The organism is Deinococcus marmoris DSM 12784 (assembly GCF_000701405.1).
Taxonomy (GTDB): Bacteria; Deinococcota; Deinococci; order Deinococcales; family Deinococcaceae; genus Deinococcus; species Deinococcus marmoris.
Genome location: NZ_JNIV01000036.1, coordinates 1 through 24,166, shown reverse-complemented (window position 1 = coordinate 24,166; position 24,166 = coordinate 1). Strand labels below are relative to the sequence as shown.

The following is a 24,166-nucleotide window of genomic DNA, read 5'->3' as shown; positions in this document are numbered from 1 at the left end:
GACGGAGATCACGGAAGCCGATTCGTCCACTGAGACCCTGTTGTGAGACATACATTCGATTATGAGTGAGATGTCTGCATCACCCAGGCACCGGGGCTGAGGCGCAGCACTGCCGTCTCGCTCAACCAGACCGCGTTGGAAAAGCCCGTGTCGGCGCGGCGCAAGCCCGCAAGGCCCAGGCCGTGGCGCGTGAAATAGCTGGTGGGATCGGCAGTCATGGGCAGGGCGGTCAAGAAGGACTCTCCCGCCGACAAATCATGCCATGTCCGGTGGCGACACGCCGCAGAACCATCCAGTAGGTGACGGTAGGCCCGGAAAAACACCGTCCGATGGACTACCCTGAAGGACGTGACGCCGCCCACCTCCACCTCCTCGCCCCAGACCCGCGCAGCCCAGACCCGCCCGGTCAAGCCCCTGTGGGTGGCGCTGGGCTTCGTGCTGTGCGCGTTGGGCTTCGTGGGATTGGTGCTGCCGGGGTTTCCGGGAACGGTGTGGTTCGTGCTGGCCGCCGCCTGTTTTGCGCGGGGCGATCCGCGCTGGGAGGCGTGGCTGCTGTCGCGCCCGGTGATCGGGCAACTGGTTCAGGACTACCGCAACGGCCTGGGCATGCCCCTGCGCGCCAAGTGGATCGCCTGCACCTGCATTGCCGTGGCGGTCAGCTTCAGCCTGGGACGCATTCCCGTGCTGGTGGGGCAGGTGGGCTGGGTGCTGGTGGGACTGTTCGGAATTTACTACATCTGCCTGCGGGTGCCGACGAAGCGCTGAGAATCCTGAGTTGCGCGGCCCACACTCACCTATCCCTGTGTCTGCGGAACGACTCCACGCACCTTCGGTGTCACGCTTGCCAGCACCACGCCACCCACGCAGCCCAGCAGGCCCACCAGGGCCAGGGCGCTCAGGCGTTCGCCGTACAGGAAATACGCCTCAATGACCACCAGCGGCGGCACCAGATAGAACAGGCTGCTCACGCGGGCGGCGGGCATTCGGCGGATCAGGGTCAGCAGCAGCAGAATTGCGCCCACCGACAGCGCCAGCGTGAGCCAGACCAGCGAGACGATAAATTCCGTGTTCCAGTTGATATATGCGCCGCCGTGGACAGCGGTCAGGGTCAGCATGGCCACGGCACTGGCCGCGTACTGTCCCGTCGTGCCTCCCAGCAACGGAACGTCCGCTCCCGAACGCCGCTGATACAGCGTGCCCAGCGTGGTGGCCAGCAGGGCGAACAGCGCCGCCAGCAACGCTGGAGCCGTGTACGCGCCGCTCCCCGGTGCGCGGCCCAGCACCACCAGAACCACGCCCACGAAGCCCAGACCCAGCCCTACCCACTGCCGATTACTCACCGACTCGCCCAGCAGTGGCCCCGACAGCAGGCCCGTCAGCAGCGGTTGCAGTCCCACGATCACCGACATCACCCCCGCCGGAAGGTGCTGCGCGATGCCGTACGTGACGGCCCCCAGATACCCGGCATGTAGCAGCAGTCCGCTGACCGCCGCCTGGGTCCACTGCGCCCGGCCTCGCGGCCACGGGGCGCGCAGGGCCAGTGTCAGCCCGGCCATCAGGAGTGCGGCCAGCACGAAGCGCACGCTCAAAAAGGCGAAGGGATCGGCATTCAGCGCCGCGCCCTTGGTCCCGATAAACCCGGTACTCCACAGAAAGACGAACAGCAGCGGGGCCAGCGTGGTGGCCGCTGGACTGGAGGAAAGTGATACGGGCGGGCGGGGGCGCGGCACAGGAGAAGCCTAGTGCAAGCGCGTGGACAGCATCCCTGTCTCCCCTCTCAGGCAGCCTGAGGCTTCAGGCCATGAATTCTCAGACGCGCCCACCCACCACATGTTCGTCAAAAAACGCCATCACGCGGTTCCAGGCGTCCACGCTCGCCACCGCGTCAAAGTTGGGACCCTGGTTGGCGAACGAGTGTTTCATGCCCTCGTACACCTTGATGTCGTTGGGGATGCCCGCCGCCGTCAGTTCGTCGCACAGCGCCTCGCCCTGCTTGCGGGTCACGTCCTGGCCGGGATAGCTGCCCACCACCGGGCAACTGCGCCTCACGGCCTCCAGTGGGCGCGGGTTGAAGCCGTAATACGGCGCGATGGCCCTCACGCGGTCATCGGTGCAGGCCATCGCCACCGCCAGACTGCCGCCCATGCAAAAGCCCACCGCCCCCAGCCGGGAGGCGTCCACGCCGTCCAGTTCACCCAGCACGGTCAGCGCCCGCTTGGTGTCCTGCACGCCCCCATGCTCCAGCGAGTTCAGGAAGATGCCCGACATCATGCGGGTCATGCAGACCACGCGGTGTTGCTCCGCGAACAGGTCCACCGCCAGCGCCACGTAGCCCGCCTGCGCGAAACGGTCCGCGATGCCCCGGATGTCGGCGTTCAGGCCAAAGGCTTCGTGGATGACCAGCACGCCGGGAGCGTCCCCATCCATCAGGGCGGGGCGGGCAAGGTAGGCGGGCAGGCTGCGGCCCTCCGACTGAACCCGGATGGTCTGGATATTTCTGGGGGAGGTCATGGGACAGACTAGCGCCGCAGCCCCCTCCCCCACAGCCCCGGCTCAGGCTTCAATCACTCTGCAATTCTCCTGCCACCGCTGCCAGCGCAAAGGCGTATTCCTCCGCCGCCTCGTTCAGGGCGTCGTAGCGTCCGCTGCTGCCGCCGTGGCCCGCGCCCATGTTGGTCTTGAGAACCAGCACGCCACTGCCAGACCCCTCCAGCGTCCGCAGCCGGGCCACGTACTTGGCCGGTTCCCAGTACGCCACGCGCGGATCGTTGAGACCGGTGGACACGAACAGGTGCGGGTAGACGCCCGCCTTCAGGTTGTCGTAGGGGCTGTAGGCGCGCATGGCGGCGTAGGCTTCCGGGTCATTGGGGTTGCCCCACTCGTCGTATTCCCCGGTGGTCAGCGGGATGCTGGCGTCCAGCATGGTACTCAGCACGTCCACGAACGGCACGCCCACGAAGGCCGCCTTCCACAGGTCCGGGCGCAGGTTGACCGCCGCGCCCATCAGCAGGCCGCCCGCGCTGCGGCCCATCGCCACCAGATCGCCCGCCACGCCCGCCGCCCGCAGGTGTTCGCCCGCCGCCACGAAATCGGTGAAGGTATTCATCTTGTGTTGCAGCCGCCCCGAGTCGTACCAGCGCCGCCCGCGCTCCGAGCCGCCCCGGATGTGGGCGATGGCCCAGACCCAGCCCCGGTCCAGCAGCGGCAGCCGGGTCATGGAAAAGGCGGGATCCACGGGAATTCCGTAACTGCCGTAGCCGTACAGCAGCGTCGGGGCGGGCAGCGCGGTGTCGCGGCGGCGCACCACACTGACGGGCACCTGCTCGCCGTCCGGTGCAGTGGCCCAGACCGATTCGGACACGTACAGGCCCAGATCGTAACCGGGAACCGGGGTGGCCTTCACCAGCGTGGTTTCTAGCGTATTCAGGTCAAGGTCCAGATGTTCGTTGGGCCGGGTCAGGCTGCCGTAGAGGATGCGGGCCGTGTCGGTGTCGTAAACCCGGTTCCCGCCGATGCGGACGGTGGAGCTGTCTTCCGGGAATTCCACCCGGCGGGCTGCGCCGTAGCCGTCTGCGGTGCGCGGCAGCACCCACAGACGCGTATACCCGCCCTCGCGCCCGGAGAGCAGCAGGTGGTTTCTGAAGAGGTGCATCCCAGTCAGGTAACGCTCAGGGCTGTAGGGCAGAACTTCGGCAGCCTTTTGAAGATCCAACTCCCCTTCTTTGGGCAGCCGCACCAGCTTGAATTCTTCCGCACCGCCCGCGTTGGTCAGGGCCAGCCAGTGACCTCCGCCGTCGGCCAGCATCACTTCCGTTCCCCGCACGCGCGGCAGCAGCATCTGCGGACGGGCGCTGACGTCGCGCGCATTCAGAACCAGCCATTCCTGCGCCATGTTGGCCTCGCTGACCAGCAGCAGCGTTTCCCCATTCTCCGAGAGGGACGCGCCCACGCGGAAGGTGGAGTCGTCTTCCTGCAACAACAGTTCGTCGGCACTCTGCGGCTGACCCAGCGTGTGCCTCCAGACCTTATCGGGGCGCTGGGTGTCGTCCTCAGTGGCGTACAGCAGGGCCGAGCTGTCGGCGTGCCACGCCAGCGTCCAGCCACTGATGCCTGTCAGCGCCGCCTCCGCAAGTTCACCCGTCTGGGTATCCAGCACGCGCAGTTCCCAGACCTCCTGCCCAGTTTTATCCATCAGGTAGGCCCAGTAACGCCCGTCCGGGCTGGGGCGGGTCAGGTAGACCCACACGTTGTCCAGGCCCTCGCGCGTCTTCAGAACGTTCAGGTCCAGCAGGGTCTGCTCATCGCCTCCAGCCACCGGACGGCGCAGAAAGACCGGGTGCGCCTTGCCCTCCAGCGTGCGGATAAAGTAGTGCCAGTCGCCGTCCTGCACGGGGGGCTGCTCGTCGTCTTCCTGAACGTGCGAGAGGAGTTCCCCGTAGATCGTGGCCTGCGTCCCGCGCAGCGGCGACATCACCGCGTCCAGGTGGGCGTTCTCGGCCTCCAGATGGCCCAGCACCAAAGCGTCGGCCTTGCCGCGCGTCTTGAGCCAGTGGTAGTCGTCCAGGCGGTCCTCACCGTGCATGGTGTGGGTGATCGGTTCGCGGTCTGCGGTGGGCGGCTGGATGGTGGTGGGCCGACTCTCTGAAAGATCAGGCATGGGTAGAGGGTAACAGCAGCCGAACGAAACGGGAATGCACGGGCCACAGTTCTTTCGTGAGCGTTTTGTCCGGCGTGATGGTGGGCCGGGCAACCCAGCCTCAGTCTGCCTGTCCGCCCGCCTTCGTCACGGGCTGCCCGGCTTCGGTCCAGGCTTTGATGCCGCCGTCCAGATGGGCGACGTTGGTATAGCCCATTTGTTGCAAGGTGTCGGCGGCCAGAGCCGAGCGGCCTCCAGAAGCGCAGTGCAGGATGACGCGGCGGTCTGGGACAAACTCGCTGCGGTGGTAAGGACTGCTGGGGTCGGCCCAGAATTCCAGCATCCCGCGCGGCGCGGAGATGGCCCCTGCAATCTGCCCGGTCTGTTCGTATTCAGTGGGTTCGCGAATATCGACGAGTACGGCGTCTCCGCCCTCAAGCTCGGCGGCGACCTGTTGGACCGAGAGGTTTTCGATCCGTTGCCTGGCATCCTGAACCATCTGAGAGGCAGTTTTCGGTGACATTCGGCTTCCCCCTTGGTGAATTTAATGGGTTGAATTTAATGGGTTGAATTTGATGGGTTGAACTCAATGTGGAGTGGAGATCGGCCTGCTCTGCTCGCCCCTTTGGCCTTGAGCTGGCCCGGCCCGGCCATCCGGCGACCCGCACTGCGTCCCTTAGCGGCGCTGACTTTTCCGATTGTTTTGGGCCTTCACCTCCGGTCTCATCAGAGACCTGATCCGTCCAGAGAAGAATGTGAACTGTGGCAGATAACGCAGGAGGCAACAAACGGCGAAAACGGCATTGAGGCCGGCTTTGGGGGGAACGCGACTATACACCGCCGCAATGGCAACCGTCATTCTTCTGGCCCTCTTTTCCGGCACGGCGTTTCTTGTGGCCCCACGTCGGTCCACACGGTGAAGTGATGCGGCAGTACCCTGCGCCCATGTTCCGCCGCGATCCCGTCAAACTGGCCCTGGCCCGCGTTTCGGAGGTGCTGGAGGTGGACGCCCGGCCCCTGCTGGGGCTGACCCGCATGGTCTTCCGGCGCGGCGGCGTGCTGGCGGTCTCGCAGCAGGGAAAGCGTGTCTTGATACCGCTGCGTGGCGTGGAGGTAGGCGGCGTTTTTGAACTCGCCAGCGTGACCAAACCTTTTACCTCCGCACTGGCTGGGGCGCTGGTGGAAGGCGGACGGCTGAACTGGGAAGCGCCGCTGTCCAGTCTGGACGGCCCATTTCGCCGTCTGCCCGCCCACCTGACTCCACTCTCTCTCGCCACCCACACGGCGGGCCTGCCGATGCACCCGGCGCGGGCGGCAGTCACCGTCTTTACACGCTTCCACGATCCCTACGGCGGCATGAGCGCCTCCGACGTGATCGCCAGTGCGCGGCGCTGGTCTGGTCTGGGGGGGGCACAGCCTTCTCGCCAGCCCAGGTTCATCTATTCCAACCTGGGCGCGGGTCTGCTGGCCCTGGCCCTGGCCCACGCGGCGGGCGAGGAGGCCAGCGCGGCAGGCTACGGACGGGCGCTGACGGACTGGGTGGCTGGGCCGCTGGGGCTGGGCGTGACCCTCGCTCCGGCGGGCGCGGTGGTGCGGCCCTCGGGCCTGCTGGGGGCAAGCAGTCTGACTGGCTTTGGCCCACTGGCCGGAGCAGGCGGTCTGTTCGGCACGGCGGCAGACCTGCTGACTTTTGGCGGGTCCAGACTGGATGCACCGCTCTCGCCGCTTCTTACACCACAGGGGCTGCCCCGCCACCTGCGCGGTGTGGCTCCCGGCTGGATGGTCTCCGGCCCAGACAGCGAGGTGCGCTGGCATGACGGACTGGCACGCGGCACCCGCAGCGGGCTGGGATTGAACGTTCAGTCCGGCGCGGTGGTGGCGCTGCTGTCACGCGGCACCGATTCACCGCTGGGCGTGCGCGGGGCCATGCCTGCGCTGCTGCTTTCGCTGCTGGGGGCAGGCAGGTAAGCCTGGGCAGAGCCGTGCCTCCTCCCCGTCCCCGCCTCCTGTGCCACAAACGCACATAGACGTTCAAACCAGCCCCCAGATCCCGTGCCTGTCCATATTGCAAGCCTGTGAGGCACATGCTAGAGTCCCTTTCGCCCGTGTTGCGCCGGGCCGCACGCAGTGCAAGACCAGAGGTCCGGGGCCATAGCTCAGCTGGGAGAGCGCGTCGTTCGCAATGACGAGGTCAGCAGTTCGATCCTGCTTGGCTCCACCACACAGAGTCCGTCTATGACGGGCTTTTTCTTTTTGTCAAGAAGGCGTTCAAGCCAAAAAACTCCCAAATCTGGTGAGGGTGTCACCACAAGGTTCGCCGGGCAGTCGTTGGTATAGGTCGACATTGGGTCTGCTGAAGTGATGTCTGTGGGGAACGCAACCTGATCGCTACCGAGCAGCGCAACGAGGATAATCCATTCTCATAGACGTGAGAAAAGACTGGCCACTATCCCAAATCCAAGCAGGAAAGTTCGGCGCGGAGCTGCCAGTGGGCTGGGGCACATTCCCACATTCCTTGGCAGCAAAGGGGCCGTCAGGCCCTGCGACTGCCAGAAGAGATTCTTCAGACAGTGCCAGCTCTGTCGTCGGTGGATTCGCCATGCGGGTGGGTCACCGGCAGCAGACCAAGCTAAGAAGGTGGGCGCGAACGTCAAGATGTTCGCGCCCACCTCCAAAATTTCAAGAAATCACTCTCCGCCCGTGGCTACCGCTCGTCCCCGGCCAGAGGTCAGCGTTTAATCCAGGCCGTCCGCAGCCCGATGTAGCTGGTGTTCGGGAAGTGCGCGTAACCCTGAACGGCCTTGCGTGCAGCCTCGTACTGGGTGCTGGAGTAGAGAAACACCATCGGCGAGAGGTCCACCAGGCGTTCTTGCACGTCCACGTAAAGCTTCTTGCGCGCCGCCGGATCGGCCACCTGACGGCCCTGGTCCAGCCACTTGTCGATGGTGGCGTCCTTGAAGTTGGTCAGGTTGCCGCCACTGTCGGAAGCAAACGGCGTGTACAGGTAGTCGTCCGGGTCCCCCTGGCCGCTCTCGCCCAGGATGGTGGCGGTGTATTTCTTGGCCAGGATGTCGGGCAGGAACACACTCCATTCCAGGGCGTTGATGTTGACCTTGATCCCGATGGGGGCAAGCTGGGCCTGGATGATCTCGGCAGGCACGCGCAGGAAATCGTAGGTGCTGGTCACCTTGAGATCCAGGGTGAAGCCGTTCGGGAAGCCTGCCTCCTTGAGCAGGGCGCGGGCCTTATCCAAATTGGGCTTGCCGTAGCTGGCGTCTGGAGAGGCGTAATAGTTGCCGTCCGGGAACACCGTTCCTGGCGAGGCAATTCCGCCCACGCCCAGCAGCGCGACGTCCACGATCTCCTGGTTGTTGAGGGCATAGGCGATGGCGCGGCGCACCTTGGGATTGTCCAGTGGCTTCTGGGCCACATTGAAGAACAGCGCACGGTAATTGGCAGCGGGGCCGCCCAGCACATTCACGCCAGCGTCGGCCTTGAGCGTCTGAATCGAGGTGGACGGCACGTACTCGATCCAGTCCACGTTACCGGTCCGCAGGGCGGTCACGCGCGCTGTGGCGTCGGGCAAATACGAGTAGGTGATGCCGTCGAGATACGGCAGCTTGTTGCCCTTGGCATCCTTGCCCCAGAAGTTGGGATTTTTCTTGAGGACCATGCGGGTCTGCGGCACGTACTCAGTAAAGGAGAAGGGGCCGGTCCCGACAGGCTTGGTGTTGAGGGTAGCCGCCGCCTCTTTGGGCACGATCACATTCAGGGTAAAGGCCAGTTTGCTCAGCAGCGGCGAGAAGGGCTTACTCAGGGTGATCACGGCGGTGGTCTTGTTCGGCGCGGTCACGGCCTTGATCAGCTCGAAGTCGCCGCTGCGAGGGGATTTGGTGGCCGGGTTCTTGATGCGGTTAATCGAGTACGCCACGTCGCTGGCCTCGAAAGCGCGTCCGTTATGGAACTTCACGCCACTGCGCAGGGTGAAGGTCCAGGTCAGCCCGTCCTTGCTGGTGGTCCATTTGGTGGCCAACGACGGCACGATCTTGCCGCTGGGATCGAAGGCCACCAGGGTGTCGTAGACGTTTTCCAGTTGGTTGCGCGTGGAGGTCGCCTGCGTGACATGCGGATCGAGGCCCACAGGATCGGCCTGCATCCCCGCGCGCAGGATGCCCCCGGCGGTCTGGGCCTGGGCTGAAGTTGAAGTGGCCGCGCCAGTGAGCAGGAGCAGGGTGCTGAGACCGAGGATGCGGGCAGTGTGCTTGTTTTTGAACATGGGTCCTCCTGTGGGGGACGTGCAATGGGTGTGAAGAGAGTCTAGCGGCCCAGCCGGGGATCGAGGGCGTCGCGCAGGGCGTCCCCCAGCAGGTTGAAACCCAGCACCGTGACCATGATCGCCAGCCCCGGTGCCACCGAGATCCAGGCGTTGAGTTCCAGGAAAGGCCGTCCATCGGCGATCATCTGGCCCCAGGCCGGGGCGGGCGGCTGCGTGCCCAGGCCCAGGAAACTCAGGGCGGCCTCGCCGAGAATGGCGTAGGCCAGCCGCAGCGTGACCTCCACCAGAATCGGCCCCAGCGAGTTGGGCAGGACGTGTCGCCACAGCAGCCGGGTGTCGGACGCGCCCAGCGCAGTGCTGGCCTCCACGAACATGGTGTCGCGGCTGCGCAGAACTGCGGCCCGCACCACCCGCGCAAACGGGGCGGTGAAGGCCACCGCGATGGCCAGCGTCAGGTTCCAGAAGCCGCCGCCCAGGAAGGCCAGCAGGGCGATGGCCAGCAAAATGGCCGGGAATGCCAGTAGCACGTCGGTCAGGCGCATGATCAGGGTGTCCACCCATTTCAGGTAAAAGCCCGCCAGCGCGCCCAGCAGACCGCCCACGATCAGCGCGAAGGACACGCTCAGCACACTGACCGACAGACTGATGCGGCTGCCGTAGATCACCCGCGACAGCAGGTCACGCCCGTACAGATCGGTCCCCAGCCAGTGCCGCACCGATGGCCCCTGCATCCGGTCGGCGGGCAGGTACTGCACCGGGTCATACGGGGAGATCTGGGCGGCGAAGATGGCGCAGATGATCACCAGCAGCACCAGGGCCAGTCCCACCACACCGCTGGGCGTGCGGAAAAAGAGTTGCGCGGCGCGGCGGGCGGGCGAACGCGGAACGGCGAATTCGGGCTGAGAGGCGGCACTCACGAGTAGCGCACCCGGCTGTCGATCACGCCGTACAGCACGTCCACCACCACGTTGACCAGCACGTAGCTCACGGCGATCCACAGCACCGCGCCCTGCACCACCGGGTAGTCGCGCAGGTTGATGCCCTCCAGCGCAAAACGCCCGATTCCTGGCAACCCGAACAGTTGCTCGATGATCACGGCCCCGCCCAGCAGGTTGCCCACCTGAAGGCCGATCACCGTGATCACCGGAATCAGGGCGTTGCGCAGGGCGTGGCGAATCACCACCGCACCGCCGCTCAGCCCTTTGGCGCGCGCGGTGCGGATAAAGTCCTGCGACAGCACGTCCAGCAGGCTGGCCCGCACGATCCGGGTGGTGGCGGCGGCCAGACCGAAACTCAGGGCCAGCGCGGGGAGAAACAGGCTCTTGAGGTTGCCGATCAGCGACTCGCCCGGTGAGACGTAGCCGTTGGGCGGAAACCAGCCCAGATTGAGGCTGAACAGCAGAATCAGCAGGATCGCCAGCCAGAACTCCGGCGCGGCCAGACCGACGAGGACGAAGGAGCTGGAAATCAGGTCGGCGGCCTTGCCCCTCTTGAGCGCGGCCAGGATGCCCAGCGGCAGGCCCACCAGCAAGGCAAACAGCAGGGCCATTGCCGAAAGTTGCAGTGTGACCGGGAAGCGCAGCAGCAAATCAGCGAAGACGGGGCGGTCTGTGCGGAGACTGACGCCAAAATCGCCACGCAGCAGCGCACCGAACCAGCTCAGGAACTGCATCCAGATCGGTTGGTCCAAGCCGAACAGACGGCGCATCTCGGCCTGCTGCGCGGCGCTGACATTGCCTTCCAGGCCGATCAATTGCGTGACCACGTCGCCGGGGATCAGCCGCAGCAGGGTAAAGACCAGCACCCCAACGCCGAAGGCGGCCAGCAGAGCCAGCAGCACGCGCCGGACCAGCCAGCCTCCAGTCAAGGTTTCGCCAGCAGCACGTAGCTGAGGGTCACGTCCTCCAGAACTTCGGCTTCGTGAACTTCGCCCGCCGGGATCAGGGTCACGTCGCCGCCGCGCAGGGTATAGGTCTGACCACCGCTGATGGCCCGGAGCACGCCGCTGTGAATGAACGAGATCTCATCCTGGTCATGGCTGCCCTGCGGCAGGACTGTGCCCGCAGCGAAGCTCAACACGCCGACGCGGGCGGGCAGGGCCGTGAACTCTCCGACGTTGACGCTCTCGCTCATGGTCAGCCGTTCCATACGTTCTCCTTTGTGCTTTTGCCCCTCCACTATGGCGCGTTCGCGACGCGGCGGGCGCACTCAGGCAGGCAAGGTCAGCCGGGCAAAGTAAGACTGTCCAGATCGCGCGGGTAATCGGTCAACAGCTCCATGCCCGTGTTCGTGATCAAAATGGTGTCGGAGTGCCGGAAGCCACCCAGTCCCGGCACGTATAGCCCCGGCTCGACGCTCAGCACCATGCCTGGCTCCAGGGGGCGGCTGTCGCCGACATCCAGAAAGGGACTCTCGTGGATCCGCTGGCCCAGGCTGTGGCCGACGTGGTGTCGCCAGTGGTCCCAGAGGCCCTCGCGCTCGTAGTACGCGCGTACTGCCTCGTCGACGGACGCGCAGGTTCGGCCTGGTTTGAACGCGTCGAAAGCGATGTCCTGCAAGTTGAGCATGTGCTGAAAGAAGACCTTCTGCGGCGCGTTGGCCTCTCCGACGAACATGGTGCGCTCCAGCTCGCTGATGTAGCCCCAGACGGCGGCCCCGGCCCCGGTGACCAGGGTATCGCCATGCTGAAACGTCGCACCGGTGGTCATGGCGTGCGGCAGGGCGCTGTGGACGCCGATCTGCCCCCGGTACAGGGCCACCGCGCCGCTCATCCAGCGGTTCTGGCCCCGGTAGGTGTCGCCCAGTGCGGCGATCATGTCGGCGGTGGCCTCTTTGGTGGCGCGGGCCTCGACCTCGGTCTCGTTCTCGCCGACACGGGTGTACTTTTGCAGGAGGTGGTGGGCGTGTGCGCCCCAGCGGGCACTTTCCTTGATCAGCTCCACCTCGGCGGGCGATTTGAGCGCCATCTGGTGGTCCAGGGCGCGCGACACCCGCTGAACTTTCGCCGCTGGCAGCGCCTCACTCAGCGCCGGGCCGTCATAGCCCATCACGGGCGGATAGCCATCGTAGTCCACGCCGATGGCCGCTTTTTCCAGCCCCAGTTCGGTCAGTAGATCGGCCAGTTGCCGCAGCGGGTGACGCTGGCCGGGAAATTCCGGGTAATCGGCCACGCGCTCGGTTTCGCCCATCTGCTGGGCGTGTTCCCGTTCCAGACGAGGAACGAACAGGATGCGCTCGCCCTCCCGCGTGATGATCAGAGCAACAGGCCGTTCTGTGGGGAAGAAGGCGAAGCCGCAGTAATAGAAGATGAACTGATCGTCGAACAGTACCAGGGCGTCTTGAGGTGACTCCAGATGATCGAAAACGGACTTTGCCCGTCCGGCACGTTCCTCGCGGCTGATCGGCTGAGCGGTCATGCGTTCACCGCCGACAGGCGACGGGCCAGGAACTCGCGCACGGTCTGAAGGTAAAGGGACTGTTCTTCCAACTGCGGCGAATGCCCGCTGTGGTCAAAGACCACCAGTTCCCCCTTGGGCAGGTGCGTAGCCAGTTCCTCGCTGGCCTCCAGCGGCGTGATCCAGTCGTGGCGACCCACCGTGACCAGCACCGGCACCCCGATTTCTTTGAGTCGGTCTACCACGTCATAGTTCGGCTGGTTGCGCGAGAAGGCCCAGTTGTGCGTCTGGTAGCGAAAAGGGATTTTCGACAGGCGTTCGGCTTCCACCGCAGGATCGCGCTCCACGGTATACAGCGGCTGAATCTGGGCGAAGCTGGCCCGGAAGTCATCGTCATCGCGCATCTGGCCGGAGAACATGCGGTCCAGTGAATCCTCGTCCATCGGAAACTCGCTGTCCATCGCCCGCTTCTTGCTGGTGTCCTGGAAGCGGTTGCTGGCCGCCGTGTCGCGCAGAATCACGGCCTGGAGGTTCTGCGGATGGGCCAGCGCGTATTCCAGGGCCAGAAAGCCGCCGTAACTGCCGCCCAGCACGACAATCTTGCCGAGATTCAACTGAACGCGCAACGCCTCCAGATCGGCCACGAACTGCGCGTGGGAATACGGCTCGCCCCCCTCCGACTGGCCGTTGCCACGTTGATCGTAGGAAATCAGGCGGAACTCGTCGGTCAGCGGCTGAAAGGCGGCCCAGTCCCCGGCGCGGCTGCTCATGCCGGGGCCACCATGCAGGGTAACGATGGTGGCCTGCTGGCCCTCCCTGAATCCAGAATCGTCGTACACAAGGTTGACCCCATTCACTTCGATGTTTTGACTCACCGGCACCACGCTTCCTTCAACACCCTCATCACGTTGCCACCCACGGCCTTGGCGATGTCACCGTCGCTGTACTCATGCTTGACCAGCCAGCGCACGATGTTCGGGAACGCCTCGGCAGGGTTCTCGATGCCGTCGACGTACTCGACTTTGTCGTATTGAAGGTGGCCGCGAGACGCGCCGATGGACAGCGCCTCGGACAGTGCGGTGTGCAGGCCCACGTGGTCACCAAACAGCACGTCTGGCCCGAAGGCGACGTGATCGATGCCCACCAGATTCACGCAGTACTCGAAATGCTCCATGAACGACTCGAGGCTGTGGCGCGGGTGCTTCTCGGTCAGGGTGGTGTGCGGCGCGGCCTCGATACCGATCACGCCGCCCTTGTCGGCGCAGGCCCTGATCACGTCGTCGGGCTTGAGGCGGTTGGAATTCCACAGCGCCCGCGCACCCGCGTGCGTGATGAAGATGGGCTTCTCGCTGACCTCGATGGTGTCCAGCGCGGTCTGATCGCCGCTGTGACTGACGTCGATGGCGATGCCGAGCTGATTCATGCGCCGCACCGCCTGCCGCCCGAACACGGTCAGGCCGCCGTCGCGCGGTTCCTTGAGACCTGCCCCCAGCGCGTTGCCCTCGCTGTAGGCGATGCCCATGCAGCGCACGCCCAGTCCGTACAGGATGTCCAGGCGGTCCAGCTCGTTCTCGATCATGGCCGCGCCTTCAAGGGAGACGATGAAGGCGATCTGGCCGTTCTTCTTGGCGTCGACGATGTCTGAAGTGGTCTTGCAATGCACCACCATCTCCTGATGCGCGATGTCGGACAGGCGCATGCCCAGGTCAAAGATCACATCGTCCCACTTCCAGCCGCCGCGCGAGGTGATCATGGCCGTGCCGTTCATCAGGTTGTCGAACACGGCGTCCAGACCCGAGACGCTCAGGCCCTCATAGCCGGTAAAATCCCGGCCCCAGCGGCGAAACTCCAGAAACCGCGACAGGTCTTGCGGAGCCACGAAACAGTGGTCATGCAGCGAGATCATCAGTTCTTCCTGGAACAGACGCCGCACCCGCGCTTCCTGCTCTGGCGTGACTTCGGGCGCGCGGCTGGGCACGCGGTTCAGCTCTGGCGTCAGCGGCCAGTCCGGGTAGTCCTTGCCGGCCTCCAGGTAGGAAAAGGATTTGTAGCCGCTGTAATTCTTTTTCTGCATGGGGGTCTGGGTGGTCTGGGCATCCTTGAGATCGGTCATGCTGCCTCCTGGGAGTGAACGAGAGAGGATGAGGGTTCGGGGTGGCTGCCACGGTTTGACCCCTCTGCTTCGCAGCTCTGCGAGTCCGCCCCTCCGGGGCACCTCCCCTGAGAAGGGTGGCAAGGTGCTTTCTCGGCTCCCTTCTCAGGGGAGCTGGCTGCGAAGCAGACTGAGGGGTTATCTTTTCGCCTTTCAACTCACCGCTCTGCCCTACTTCTCCACGGTGTCGAGCTTCTCAGACCCCGTCGGACTGGGAATCCAGCCCTTGACGCCCACGCCGCTGGCGACGAGCAGGCGGGAATGCACGATGGGAATCCGCACGGCTTCCCTGAACATGATCTCGTCCACCTTCTGGTACAGCGGCAGGCGCTGGGCGGGGTTGGACAGCTTGCGGGCACTTTCCAACGCGGTGTTGGCCTCCGGGCTGTTCCAGTTGATGTCGGTGGTGGAGCCGGGCGCGATCAGGTAGGTGTAGGCGCTGTCGGGATCGGTGACGTACACGAAGCCCAGCATGAATGCCTGGAACTTGCCGTCCTGGCGGTCTTGCAGGTACTTGGCCCAGTCCTCGGTCTTCAGGTTGACCTTGATCCCGATGGCGCTCAGGTCGGCGGCCATGGCCTCAGCGATGGGCTTGGGCGTGGGATAGTACGGACGGCTGACGGGCATGTACCACAGGTCCAGACTGAACCCGTTGGGATAGCCTGCGTCGGCCAGCATCTTCTTGGCGGCAGCCGGGTCAAATTTGTAGTCGGTCACGTTCTTGGCATAGTTCTTGGCGAGGGGCGGCGGCAACAGGTGGCCGTCGGTGATGCCCAGACCGTTCCAGAAGGTCTCCACGATGGCTTTCTTGTTCAGGGCGCTGGCAATAGCGGTGCGGACGCGTACGTCGGCCAGCGGCTTGTAACTGGTGTTCAGGCCCAAGTAGCCCAGATTCAGGGCCGGGCGCAGCACCGCGTTCAGCTTGGTGTTGCTCTGGATCGACTTGAGCTGATCGGGCAGCAGTTCGGCGGCGATGTCCACCCCACCGGTCAACAGCTCGTTGAGACGGCTACTGGGATCCTTGACGAACCGGAAGAGCAGCGCTTCGGACTTCGGCAGCCCGGCGCGGAAGTAGCTGGGATTGCGGACGAGATCGACGTTGACGCCGCTGGTCCACTTCTTCAACATGAAGGGGCCAGTGCCCACAGCGATGCCCGCTGGCGTGCCGTACTGGGCCGGATTCTTCTTGATGGCCGTGGGAGAAGCGATACCGAACAGCCCGGAATCCGCCAGGATCGAACCCAGGGCGGGATACGGCTTGTCCAGAATGATGTCGATGGCGTACTGGTTGCGGACCTTGATGTCCTTGACCAGAGATCCGGCCTCGCCCTTGAAGCCGCCCAGGTTGTTTTTCCAGCCCAGGAACGGCTTTTTCGCACCAAATTCGTTGCTGGGGTCCCACCAGCGCATGAAGTTGAAGCGCACGGCCTCAGCATTCAGCGGTGTGCCATCGTGAAACTTGACGTTCTGGCGCAGGTAGAAGGTCCAGGTCAGGCTGTCGTTGCTGACCGTCCAGCGCAGCGCCAGGTCCGGTTGCAGCTCCACGGTACCGGGCTTGAAGCTGATGAGGCTGTTGTAGATCTGGGTGGTCACGTAGGCAGTGTTTCCGTCGGCAGTCACGCTGGGATCGAGGCTGATGGGTTCACCGCTCAACCCGAACACGATGGTTTTTGCGGACGCGCCGCCCGCCATCAGGAGTCCTGCCAGAAGCCATTTGCGTGTATTCGTCTTATTCATGTTTGTCTCCTTGGGTGGCCCTTGGCCCCCGCGTGAATTCGTCCAGAAAGGTGACCATCGAACGCTCGAAGTCCAGAATGCCCGCCACCGTGCAGTACTCGTTGCTGGAGTGCTGCCGTGAGCCGTGGCCCAGCCCACCCGTGACATAGGGCAGGCCCAGCAGCCGCTCGAACACGTAGTACGGCGCGCTGCCGGGGTTGATCGGCCACAATTCCAGTTCGCCGTGCAATCCCTGGTAGGTGCGGATCATGGCCTGCACGGCGGGTTCGTCCAGGCTGAGTTTTGACCAGGGATACTTGTTGTAGACCTTGATCTCGATGTCAGTGAAACCTCCTTTGTCCAGGTGGGCGCGCAGTCCGGCCAGCACCCTGTCGGGGTCCATGTCCGGCACCATCCGCACGTCCACCTTGGCCGTCGCCTGATGCGGCAGCACGGTCTTGGTTTCCGGCCCGGTGTACCCCGCGAACAACCCGTCGATGTTGAGCTGCGGCTGCGAGAACAGGCGGTGCCAGGCCCGGCGGTCATCGCTGTCCTTGAGCTGCCGCACCGCGTAGGCTTCGCGGAACACCCCGGCGTCAAAGCGGCCCGCGTCAATCTGTTCGTCAAGCAGGGCCGCCTCGCGCCCGGAAAGGGGGCGCACGTCGTTGAAAAACCCGTCCACCAGAATGTTCTCGTCGTCGTCCACGAAGCTGGCCAGCGCCCGTGTCAGCCGCCACACCGGGCTTTTCACCCAGGCGTTGTAGCTGCCGTGAATGCCACGGTCCGTGGGGCCACCCCACTCGCCGCCGGTACAGATCAGTTCGACGTACAGCATGCCCTTGGTCCCCAGCACCAAGCTGGGCATCCCGGCCTCGTCCTGTTCAAAGAACGGAAAGAGGACCGCGTCGGCGCGCTTGAGCTTTTCGGCATACTGCTCGGCAAACGCGGGAAAGGAGCGGCTGCCCATCTCCTCCTCGCCCTCGACGGCGAACAGCAGGTTGACGGGCAGCTTCCCCTCGACCCGCAGGATGGAGTGCATGGCCGTAAAGAAGGCGGCCAGCGGACCTTTGGTGTTGACCGCACCCCGGCAGATGATGCTCGGCCCCAGCCCCGGCAGGTCGTGGATCTCGGCCCCGAACGGTTCGGCCATCCAGCCGTCCTCGTCGGTGGGCATCACGTCGTACATGCCGTAGATCAGCAGCGTTTTGGGGGCGTCCTGCCAGAGTTCGCCGTACACGATGGGGTGTCCCGGCGTCTGCACCACCTCGGTCTCGCCGCCCAGTCCGGTGATCAGGTCGGCCACGGCCTGCGCGGTCTCGGCGATGCCCTCTCCGGTGTAGCTGATGCTGGGCTGCCGCAGAAACTGGCGGATGTCTTCCAGGTCCCCATCGAAATGCTGCTGTAAGTCGGCGTGAATGGCGTTGACGTTCATCTTCCTCCTTGTCGTGGGGCTTAACCGTGAAATTCAGCGGCCCTGGGGATCGCTGGCGTCGCGTAGGCCGTCGCCCAGCAGGTTGAAGGCGACGACGGTGATCAGGATCAGTGCGCCGGGATAGACCGCCAGCCACGGCGACGAATACATGTAGTTCTGCGCGCCGGTCAGCATGTTTCCCCAGCTCGCATCCGGCGGCTGGATGCCCACGCCAAGAAAGGAGAGCGCCGACTCGGTCAGGATGGCGAACGAGATCCCGATGGTGGCGTTGACGATCATGGTGGGGTACACCTGCGGCAGCACATGCCGCCACAGCACCCGAAGCTCGGACGCTCCCAGCGCGCGCGCCGCCTCCACGCTCAGTTCCTCGCGTTCGCGCAGCACCTCGCCGCGCACCAGCCGCGCCAGTCCCATCCAGGAGGTCAGCCCGATCACCAGCACCAGTTGGGTCAGGCCCGCGCCGAAGAAGGTCAGGGCCAGCAGGCTGATGAAAAAGCCCGGAATCGCCAGCATCCCGTCGGTAAAGCGCATCAGCACTGAATCTGTGACGCCCCGGAAAAAACCGGACAGCCCGCCAATCAGCACACCGAAGACCAGAGAGACGGCCACCGCGAAGAAGCCCACCGCCAGCGACACGCGCCCCCCCAGCATCAGGCGGATCAGCACGTCGCGGCCATTCTCGTCGGTGCCCAGGGGGTGATCCCGGCTTGGCCCGGCGAACTGCCGGGAAAAGTCGATGGCCTCGGGCGAGGCGCGGTAGACCAGCGGCCCCAGCAGCGCGAAGGCCACGATCAGTAGCAACACGGCCAGAGACCCCACGGCAGTCGGGTTGCGCCGCAGTCTCTGGACGCTGCGGCGCGTGGGCGAGAGCGCCACGGGTTGCGGCACCGTCCCCTGCACCTCAGCCCTCCGCCCGCACGCGCGGGTCGAGCCAGGGGTACATCAGATCGATCAGCAGGTTGAACGTCACCACCGCCAGCGCCACGAACAGCGTGATCCCCATGATCAGCGGGTAGTCGCGGCCCAGAGCAGCCTCCACGCTCAGGCGGCCCATGCCCGGCCAGCCGAAGATGGTCTCGGTGATGGCCGCGCCGCCGATCAAGCGCGGCAGTTGCAGGCCCACCGCCGTCAGAATCGGGATGGCGGCGTTGCGCAGGATGTGGCGGTAGCGCAGCGCCCACTGCCCCACCCCCTTGGCGCGGGCGGTCCGCACGTAGTCCTGCGTGCTGACCGTGCGCGTGCTGGAGCGGGTATAGCGCAAAATCTCGGCGATGCTGGCAGCCGACAACACCACGGCGGGCAGGATCAGGTGCCGCAGCAGATCAGGCAGGTTGCCCTCCTGACCAGCGGTGTTCATGCCGCCCGCAGGCAGAATGCGCCACGTCACCGCGAACAGAATGATCAGCAGCAACCCGAACCAGAAGACGGGCACGGCCACGAACACCAGACTGACGGTACTCGTGATCCGGTCAAAGGCGCTGCCTGGGCGCAGGCCGCTCGCCAGGCCCAGTGGCAGCGCCACGACCAGCGTGAGCAGCAGCGAGGTTCCTGCCAGAATCAGGGTGTTGGGGAGCCGGGTCATGATGATGTCCACCGTGGGTGCGCCGTACAGAAAACTGCTTCCCAGGTTGCCGCGCACCGTCTGACCTGCCCATTTGCTGAATTGAACTGGGAGCGAATCATTCAGGCCCAGCCGCTCCTCGATGGCCTGACGCTCGATGGCCGACAGTTTGGGATCGGCCAGCAGCGACGGCCCACCGGGGGCCAGGCGCACCACGAAGAAAGTGATGATGCCGACCATGACCAGCACGATCAGGGCGTGGAACACCCGCTTGAGCAGATATGAAAGCGTCATCTCTCCTCCTCCAGGAAGTTCCTGCGCGTCTCAGTGCCTGAACCTACCCTCACCGCCTCACTTCAACTGAAAGTCCTCACTGTGGCGCAGCGCGTCGCGGATACCCAGATCCGGCACACCACTCAGGTTCTTGCGGATGGCCTGCAACTCTTTGGGGTAATACAGCACCAGGACCGGCGGATCGGTCATTTGCAGGCGCTGGAAGCTGTTATAGATCTGCTGGCGCAGCGCCACGTTCGCCGTCTCGCGTCCCCGCTTGAGCAGTTCGTCGGCCCTGGGGTTGGAGAAATACGCGCTGTTGTTGTCCTGACCAGTGGCGTAGTAGGCATACTGGTCCGGGTCAGGTGGCGTGGTCCACCAGATCAGGTTGGCGTCGTATTTGCCCGGCAGCAGGTAGTCGCGCACCAGCGTGGCAAATTCCAGTGGCTGGAGCGTCACGTCCATGCCGATCTTCTTCAGGTCCTGCTGCACCGCCAGCGCCGCCTGTTCGCGGCTGGGATTGCCCCGGTCCACGATCAGGGTGAACTTGAACGGCTCGCCCTTGGCGTTCACCAGTTGCCCCCTGGCGTCCGGCTTCCAGCCCGCCTGCGCCAGCAAGGCTTTGGCGCGGGCCGGATCGTACTGGATGGGCTTGATGGTCTTGTCGTAATACTTCTTCAGCGCAGTGGGCAGGGTGCCGGTGGGGTAGTCGGCGTAGCCCTTCAGCACGCCGTCAATGATGGCCTTGCGGTTGACCGCGTACTGCATGGACTCGCGCACCTTGGCAGGAGCAAACAGCGGGTTTTTCTGATTGAAGAACACCAGGAAGTGTTGCACCGCGTTGGCCTGCTTCAACGTGATGTTGGGATCGTTTTGCAGGCTGGTCAGGCTGTTCGGCTCGACGTTCACCCAGTCGAGTTCACCGGACCGCAGTTGGGCCACCTGCGCGTTGATGTCGGGCACCACCTTGAAGACCATGCCGGCCAGCTTCGGCTTGGTGCCGTAATAGTCCTTGTTGGCTTCCAGCGTGATGCTGGCACCAGGGACCACCCGCGTGACCTTGAACGGTCCGGTCCCGATGGGTGTTGAGCGGTTAAAGGCGGTGGCGTCGTTCAGAGGTTTGCCGTCCAGCAGGTGTTTGGGCAGGATGCCCGCGTTGTGCCCCAGCAGCGTCAGGAACGGCGCGAAAGGCCGCGAGAGGGTGAACCTGACGGTGGTGGGGTTCACGGCCACCACATCCTTGATCGGAGAAAAATCGGACACCAGCCGGGACCCGGACTTGGGATCGGTGGCCGCCTTGAAGGTGAACACCACGTCGGCGGCGGTGAAGGGCTTGCCGTCGTGCCACTTCACGTCATTGCGCAGAATGAAGGTGTAGACCAGTCCAGCGCCCGTGATGGTCCAGGATTTTGCGAGGTCCGGTTCAGGCAGCAGGTCCTCATTGGGCCGCACCAGGCCGGGAAAGATCACTTTGTTGATCAGCACCGATCCCAGATCCGGCGCGATCACCGGGTTCATGATCGGGTCATTGATCAGCGGCAGTTTCAGGATGCCAGTTTGCGCGTGCGCGCTGCTGATGGTCAGGGCGAAACTGAGGGTGAGTAAGCCAACGCTGAACAGACGCCTGGGCATGGGGTTCTCCTTGTCGGACCGGTGAGGGGCGAGGAGGAACGGGCTTGCTGCTCTTGAAAAGAATAGTTAGTGTGGGACAGGCATCTTCAGCGCCCGCTCTACAGCGGTATGCGCTTCACGTAGGGCCGCCATGATCCGGTTTTGCCCGCGCATCAGGTGGGTGCGGTAAAAGCCGATGCGTTCAGGGGAAGTGTGGGGGATTTCCTCGGCCACGGCCAGATCGGGCAGCGGCGGGATCGACTCGGCGGGATCATGGAAAAACGCAGCCTCGCGCGTGAAGTTCACCCGCACGAGCTGGCGGGCCAGGCATATCTGCGCGTCGTTGACAGCCTGCACTTCGGGCGAGGTCAGCGGCTGATCTTTCAGGCTGGCGGCCAGCGCACCGAGGTGCTGCACGGCGGAGCGCAGTCTGGCGATTTCCGCACGCAACGGCTCAAAGCTGAAGTGATCGCCCGCCGCCGACTGATACCGTTCCACAGTGGCGCTGAAATCGTCCAGCGTCAGCGTGAAATCAAAGGGAATCGCCGTACTGTTGGCGGTTCGCATGGCGGCCAGCAAATAGATTTGAATGTCCTTGAGCAAAATGTCCCGGTCTGCAACGTCCAGCAAATCGTCCTCGGTGTGCCAGGCGATGTTGCCGCCGCAGCCGCCCACGGCGTAGTAGTCCTTCTCGGCGCGCAGGTCGTCGGGCATGGTGGACAGCAGCATGAAATACCCGCTGAGACCGATGTTATTGAACGAGTAGTCCCCGGCCTGGTGGGGCCGCTCGGCGCGGAGTTCCTTGCCCGTCACGTCGCGGATCAGCTCAGCGGCGAAGCGCTCGGTTTCGGGCATCAGGCTCACGTCCTGATACTCGGTGGCCCAGCGGCAGCCGGGGGAATCGCAGTTGATCTGCGCGATGCAGTTCTCGTCGAGTTCCAGCCCGAAGGCGTCGGAGTACCAGGTGCTGCCCGCGTAGCGCCCGGTGGAATGGCCCGGCCACCACGCGATTTTCACGCTGCGGCGCAGTTTGTCCTTGTTCGCCCACAGCACCCGCGCGATTTCCAGCAGCGTGGCGTCGCCCACGGCGTTGTCGCCGATGCCGTAGTCCCAGGAATCGTAGTGGCCGTGGAGCAGCACGAACTTGTCGGGGTCTTCCGTGCCGGGAATGGTGACGACGGGCACCGGGGACTCGAACCAGCCCTCGTTCAGATCCGTCTTCAGGGTCGCCTCGCCGCCGGATCGCGCCCATTCGATCAGGCGCTGCCCGTCCTCGGCGTTCACGTTGACCACCGCCACGCCCGGCTTGCGCGGCAGGTCATACAGGTCCGGGCTGCCCCAGATGGTGGTGCAGACGCCCCAGTGGGCGCGCTTGCCCGGGTTGATGGCGATAATGCCCAGCGCGCCGCGCCGTTCCAGGTCGCTGACCTTGCCGGGCATCCCGAAGCCCTCGCTGACCACGATCTTGCCCCGCACGTCCAGCTCGTCCACCGGGGCCTGGCGTGAGAACAACTCGTCGGCGTCCAGCGCGTAACCGCTGGGTTGATACACCAGCGGCGCACTCAACCCCTGCGGAAAGACGGCGCTCATCGCCATCGCTTTGGCAAACAGCGTCGTGTCGCCGATGGTCACGCTGGCTGAACGTGGAATGCTCAGAAACAGTTCGGGGCGGTGAATCTCCACCGGAACGCCGTGCTGGCCCAGGCGTTCAGCGATCAGCGACGCGGCCTGCTTCACGTCTTCGGGATCTTCTCGCTTGAGGGTGGTGAACCGTTCGATCAGTTCCCACGGAGTGTCGAGGTTAATGGCGTCCAGGATGGCCTGCTCTGCGGAGCTGATCATGGTTCCCCCTCAATCGGTTCACTGTGTGAATCACCGATTCACTAAATGATCCGGTTAAGCCGCTAGTCTGTGGGAAGCGCATGAAAAAGTCAAGCGAAGTCATCCAGGCAACCCCATCCCAGACAGCCGAGCCGGAATACGGCATTACCGCTCTTGAATCCGCCCTCCAGGTGCTGGAGGCCGTGGGCGAGCATCCTGGTCTGAAAGCCCGGCAACTGGCTGAACTGACTGGTTTGACCAAGAGCAAGGTCTTCCGCATCATTCGGACTCTTGAACATCTGGGCTACGTGGATCTGGACGCGGATCACGCCAGTGTCCTGGGACGCAGCGCTTATCTGCTGGGCAAGCGCGCCGAGCAGCAGTGGTCCCTGTCGCGGGCGGCCACACCTGTTCTGGACGAGTTGGCGGCCCTGACCCTGGAGAATGTTCATCTGGTCGTTCGGGAAGGGCTACACTCGCTGGTTCTGGACGTCCGCATCTCTCCCCAGCCCATCCGCATGTATGCCCAGGTGGGCCGCATCGGGCCGCTGCACGCGGGCGGCACGCCCAAAGTCCTGCTGGCCTACGCGCCTGAAGAAGTGGTTCAGAAGGTCCTGCACTCCAGTCTGGACCAGTTCACCGGCACCACGGTCAGCAACGCCGATGATCTGGAAGACATTCTCCGGCGGATCCGGACCGACGGCTACCATCTGGCCCTCTCTGACCTTGAAGAGGACACGTTCTCGATCGCCGCACCAGTCTTCGGCCATCAGGGCCAGGTGATTGCGGCGCTGAGCGTCGCCGGCCCCCTGATGCGGCTGGACTCCAGAAAGCGCCGTGACTTTATTGATCTGGTGGTGGGGGCCGCGCGTCAGTTGTCGCGTTCTCTGGGTTACCGCAGCGAAGTGTCGTCGCTGGGCCGGGCTGCCGACTGAAGAGGAAAAGCGGGGGGCCGGATCATCCAGGGCTACCGCAAAGTCAGGGTAGGGTGGTGGGTGTCATCCAAAATTATTCGTCAAGCAGACCTGATCACGCTGACCGCCACCTTTGCCACCCTTGATGATCCCCGTCAGGCACGGGGAATTCGACATTTGCTGTGCGACATTCTGGTGATCAGCGTTCTGGCGGTGATCTGTGGGGCAACGAACTACGCCTTGATTCACACCTTTGCCGTTCACCGACAAGTGTGGTTGCGCCGTTTTCTGAGGCTGCAAGGCGGTATTCCCAGCCAGGATACGTTTGAGCGTATTTTTGGGATCGTTGCTCCTGACACGTTCCGAGCCGTTTTTTGTG

22 protein-coding genes and 1 tRNA gene are annotated in these 24,166 nt (G+C 64.3%); 5 read left to right on the top strand and 18 right to left on the bottom strand.

The genetic code is table 11. The annotated features are described in order from the left end of the window. Nucleotides 1-59 precede the first annotated feature (59 nt). The gene (locus tag Q319_RS0110505; RefSeq protein WP_156039284.1) at nt 60-233 is read right to left on the bottom strand and encodes a hypothetical protein; all 174 of its coding nucleotides are present in this window, start codon (nt 231-233) and stop codon (nt 60-62) included. 115 nt (nt 234-348) lie between these two features. On the opposite strand from Q319_RS0110505, the gene Q319_RS0110500 reads away from it, so the two are divergent. After that, entirely contained in the window at nt 349-765 is a 417-nt protein-coding gene (locus Q319_RS0110500) for a DUF454 family protein (RefSeq protein WP_051655281.1), read from the top strand. Nucleotides 766-794: 29 nt separating this feature from the next. On the opposite strand, the gene Q319_RS0110495 is transcribed toward Q319_RS0110500, so the two are convergent. From Q319_RS0110495 to Q319_RS0110480, 4 genes are all read right to left on the bottom strand, one after another. Next, nucleotides 795-1,730: a DMT family transporter gene (locus tag Q319_RS0110495; protein ID WP_051655280.1), complete on the bottom strand. Its 936-nt coding sequence runs from the start codon at nt 1,728-1,730 to the stop codon at nt 795-797. Between the two features lie 79 nt (nt 1,731-1,809). Then, nucleotides 1,810-2,511 (bottom strand): dienelactone hydrolase family protein, encoded by a 702-nt coding sequence (locus Q319_RS0110490; protein WP_029482414.1) that lies wholly within the window; start codon nt 2,509-2,511, stop codon nt 1,810-1,812. 49 nt (nt 2,512-2,560) lie between these two features. Further along, nucleotides 2,561-4,657 (bottom strand): S9 family peptidase, encoded by a 2,097-nt coding sequence (locus tag Q319_RS0110485; protein ID WP_029482413.1) that lies wholly within the window; start codon nt 4,655-4,657, stop codon nt 2,561-2,563. A gap of 100 nt (nt 4,658-4,757) precedes the next feature. After that, nucleotides 4,758-5,159, bottom strand: coding sequence for a rhodanese-like domain-containing protein (locus Q319_RS0110480; protein WP_029482411.1), 402 nt, complete (start codon nt 5,157-5,159; stop codon nt 4,758-4,760). A 422-nt stretch (nt 5,160-5,581) separates the two neighbouring features. Between Q319_RS0110480 and Q319_RS0110475 the strand changes: the two genes are divergently transcribed. Together Q319_RS0110475 and Q319_RS0110470 are read left to right on the top strand one after the other, a co-directional pair. Further along, nucleotides 5,582-6,604: a serine hydrolase domain-containing protein gene (locus Q319_RS0110475; RefSeq protein WP_029482410.1), complete on the top strand. Its 1,023-nt coding sequence runs from the start codon at nt 5,582-5,584 to the stop codon at nt 6,602-6,604. A gap of 177 nt (nt 6,605-6,781) precedes the next feature. After that, nucleotides 6,782-6,857 (top strand) — tRNA-Ala (locus tag Q319_RS0110470). 507 nt (nt 6,858-7,364) lie between these two features. Here Q319_RS0110470 and Q319_RS0110465 read toward each other — a convergent pair. From Q319_RS0110465 to Q319_RS0110405, 13 genes are all read right to left on the bottom strand, one after another. Continuing rightward, nucleotides 7,365-8,912, bottom strand: a complete 1,548-nt coding sequence (locus Q319_RS0110465; RefSeq protein WP_051655279.1) for an ABC transporter substrate-binding protein — start codon at nt 8,910-8,912, stop codon at nt 7,365-7,367. A 41-nt stretch (nt 8,913-8,953) separates the two neighbouring features. Then, nucleotides 8,954-9,829, bottom strand: a complete 876-nt coding sequence (locus Q319_RS0110460; RefSeq protein WP_029482408.1) for an ABC transporter permease — start codon at nt 9,827-9,829, stop codon at nt 8,954-8,956. Continuing rightward, nucleotides 9,826-10,779 carry an ABC transporter permease gene (locus Q319_RS0110455; RefSeq protein ID WP_029482406.1) on the bottom strand — a complete coding sequence of 318 codons (954 nt, stop codon included), beginning with the start codon at nt 10,777-10,779 and terminating at the stop codon, nt 9,826-9,828. The genes Q319_RS0110460 and Q319_RS0110455 overlap by 4 nt, the downstream gene beginning before the upstream one ends. Beyond that, nucleotides 10,776-11,060: a cupin domain-containing protein gene (locus Q319_RS0110450; RefSeq protein ID WP_029482404.1), complete on the bottom strand. Its 285-nt coding sequence runs from the start codon at nt 11,058-11,060 to the stop codon at nt 10,776-10,778. The genes Q319_RS0110455 and Q319_RS0110450 overlap by 4 nt, the downstream gene beginning before the upstream one ends. Before the next feature lie 74 nt (nt 11,061-11,134). Further along, on the bottom strand, nt 11,135-12,328 hold the full coding sequence (locus Q319_RS0110445; RefSeq protein WP_029482402.1) for a M24 family metallopeptidase: 1,194 nt from the start codon (nt 12,326-12,328) through the stop codon (nt 11,135-11,137). Further along, complete coding sequence (locus tag Q319_RS0110440) at nt 12,325-13,188, bottom strand: alpha/beta fold hydrolase (RefSeq protein ID WP_245619110.1); 864 nt, start codon at nt 13,186-13,188, stop codon at nt 12,325-12,327. Before Q319_RS0110440 ends, Q319_RS0110445 begins: the two co-directional genes overlap by 4 nt. Further along, nucleotides 13,179-14,420 carry a dipeptidase gene (locus Q319_RS0110435; protein ID WP_081845982.1) on the bottom strand — a complete coding sequence of 414 codons (1,242 nt, stop codon included), beginning with the start codon at nt 14,418-14,420 and terminating at the stop codon, nt 13,179-13,181. The genes Q319_RS0110440 and Q319_RS0110435 overlap by 10 nt, the downstream gene beginning before the upstream one ends. A gap of 210 nt (nt 14,421-14,630) precedes the next feature. Beyond that, the gene (locus tag Q319_RS0110430; RefSeq protein ID WP_034414637.1) at nt 14,631-16,196 is read right to left on the bottom strand and encodes an ABC transporter substrate-binding protein; all 1,566 of its coding nucleotides are present in this window, start codon (nt 16,194-16,196) and stop codon (nt 14,631-14,633) included. Continuing rightward, entirely contained in the window at nt 16,189-17,607 is a 1,419-nt protein-coding gene (locus Q319_RS0110425) for a M20/M25/M40 family metallo-hydrolase (protein WP_029482394.1), read from the bottom strand. The genes Q319_RS0110430 and Q319_RS0110425 overlap by 8 nt, the downstream gene beginning before the upstream one ends. Nucleotides 17,608-17,640: 33 nt before the next feature. Continuing rightward, the gene (locus Q319_RS0110420) at nt 17,641-18,507 is read right to left on the bottom strand and encodes an ABC transporter permease (protein ID WP_245619109.1); all 867 of its coding nucleotides are present in this window, start codon (nt 18,505-18,507) and stop codon (nt 17,641-17,643) included. Nucleotide 18,508: 1 nt separating this feature from the next. After that, complete coding sequence (locus Q319_RS0110415) at nt 18,509-19,462, bottom strand: ABC transporter permease (RefSeq protein ID WP_029482390.1); 954 nt, start codon at nt 19,460-19,462, stop codon at nt 18,509-18,511. Between the two features lie 57 nt (nt 19,463-19,519). Continuing rightward, the gene (locus Q319_RS0110410; RefSeq protein WP_029482388.1) at nt 19,520-21,073 is read right to left on the bottom strand and encodes an ABC transporter substrate-binding protein; all 1,554 of its coding nucleotides are present in this window, start codon (nt 21,071-21,073) and stop codon (nt 19,520-19,522) included. Between the two features lie 66 nt (nt 21,074-21,139). Beyond that, a complete protein-coding gene (locus Q319_RS0110405) occupies nt 21,140-22,894 on the bottom strand; it encodes a M28 family peptidase (RefSeq protein WP_029482386.1) in 1,755 nt (584 codons plus the stop codon). A gap of 80 nt (nt 22,895-22,974) precedes the next feature. On the opposite strand from Q319_RS0110405, the gene Q319_RS0110400 reads away from it, so the two are divergent. Both Q319_RS0110400 and Q319_RS0110395 read left to right on the top strand, forming a co-directional pair. Continuing rightward, nucleotides 22,975-23,808: an IclR family transcriptional regulator gene (locus Q319_RS0110400; RefSeq protein ID WP_029482384.1), complete on the top strand. Its 834-nt coding sequence runs from the start codon at nt 22,975-22,977 to the stop codon at nt 23,806-23,808. Between the two features lie 60 nt (nt 23,809-23,868). Further along, nucleotides 23,869-24,166, top strand: a 298-nt coding sequence (locus Q319_RS0110395) for a transposase family protein (RefSeq protein WP_162178639.1), incomplete at its 3' end; no start/stop codon positions are given.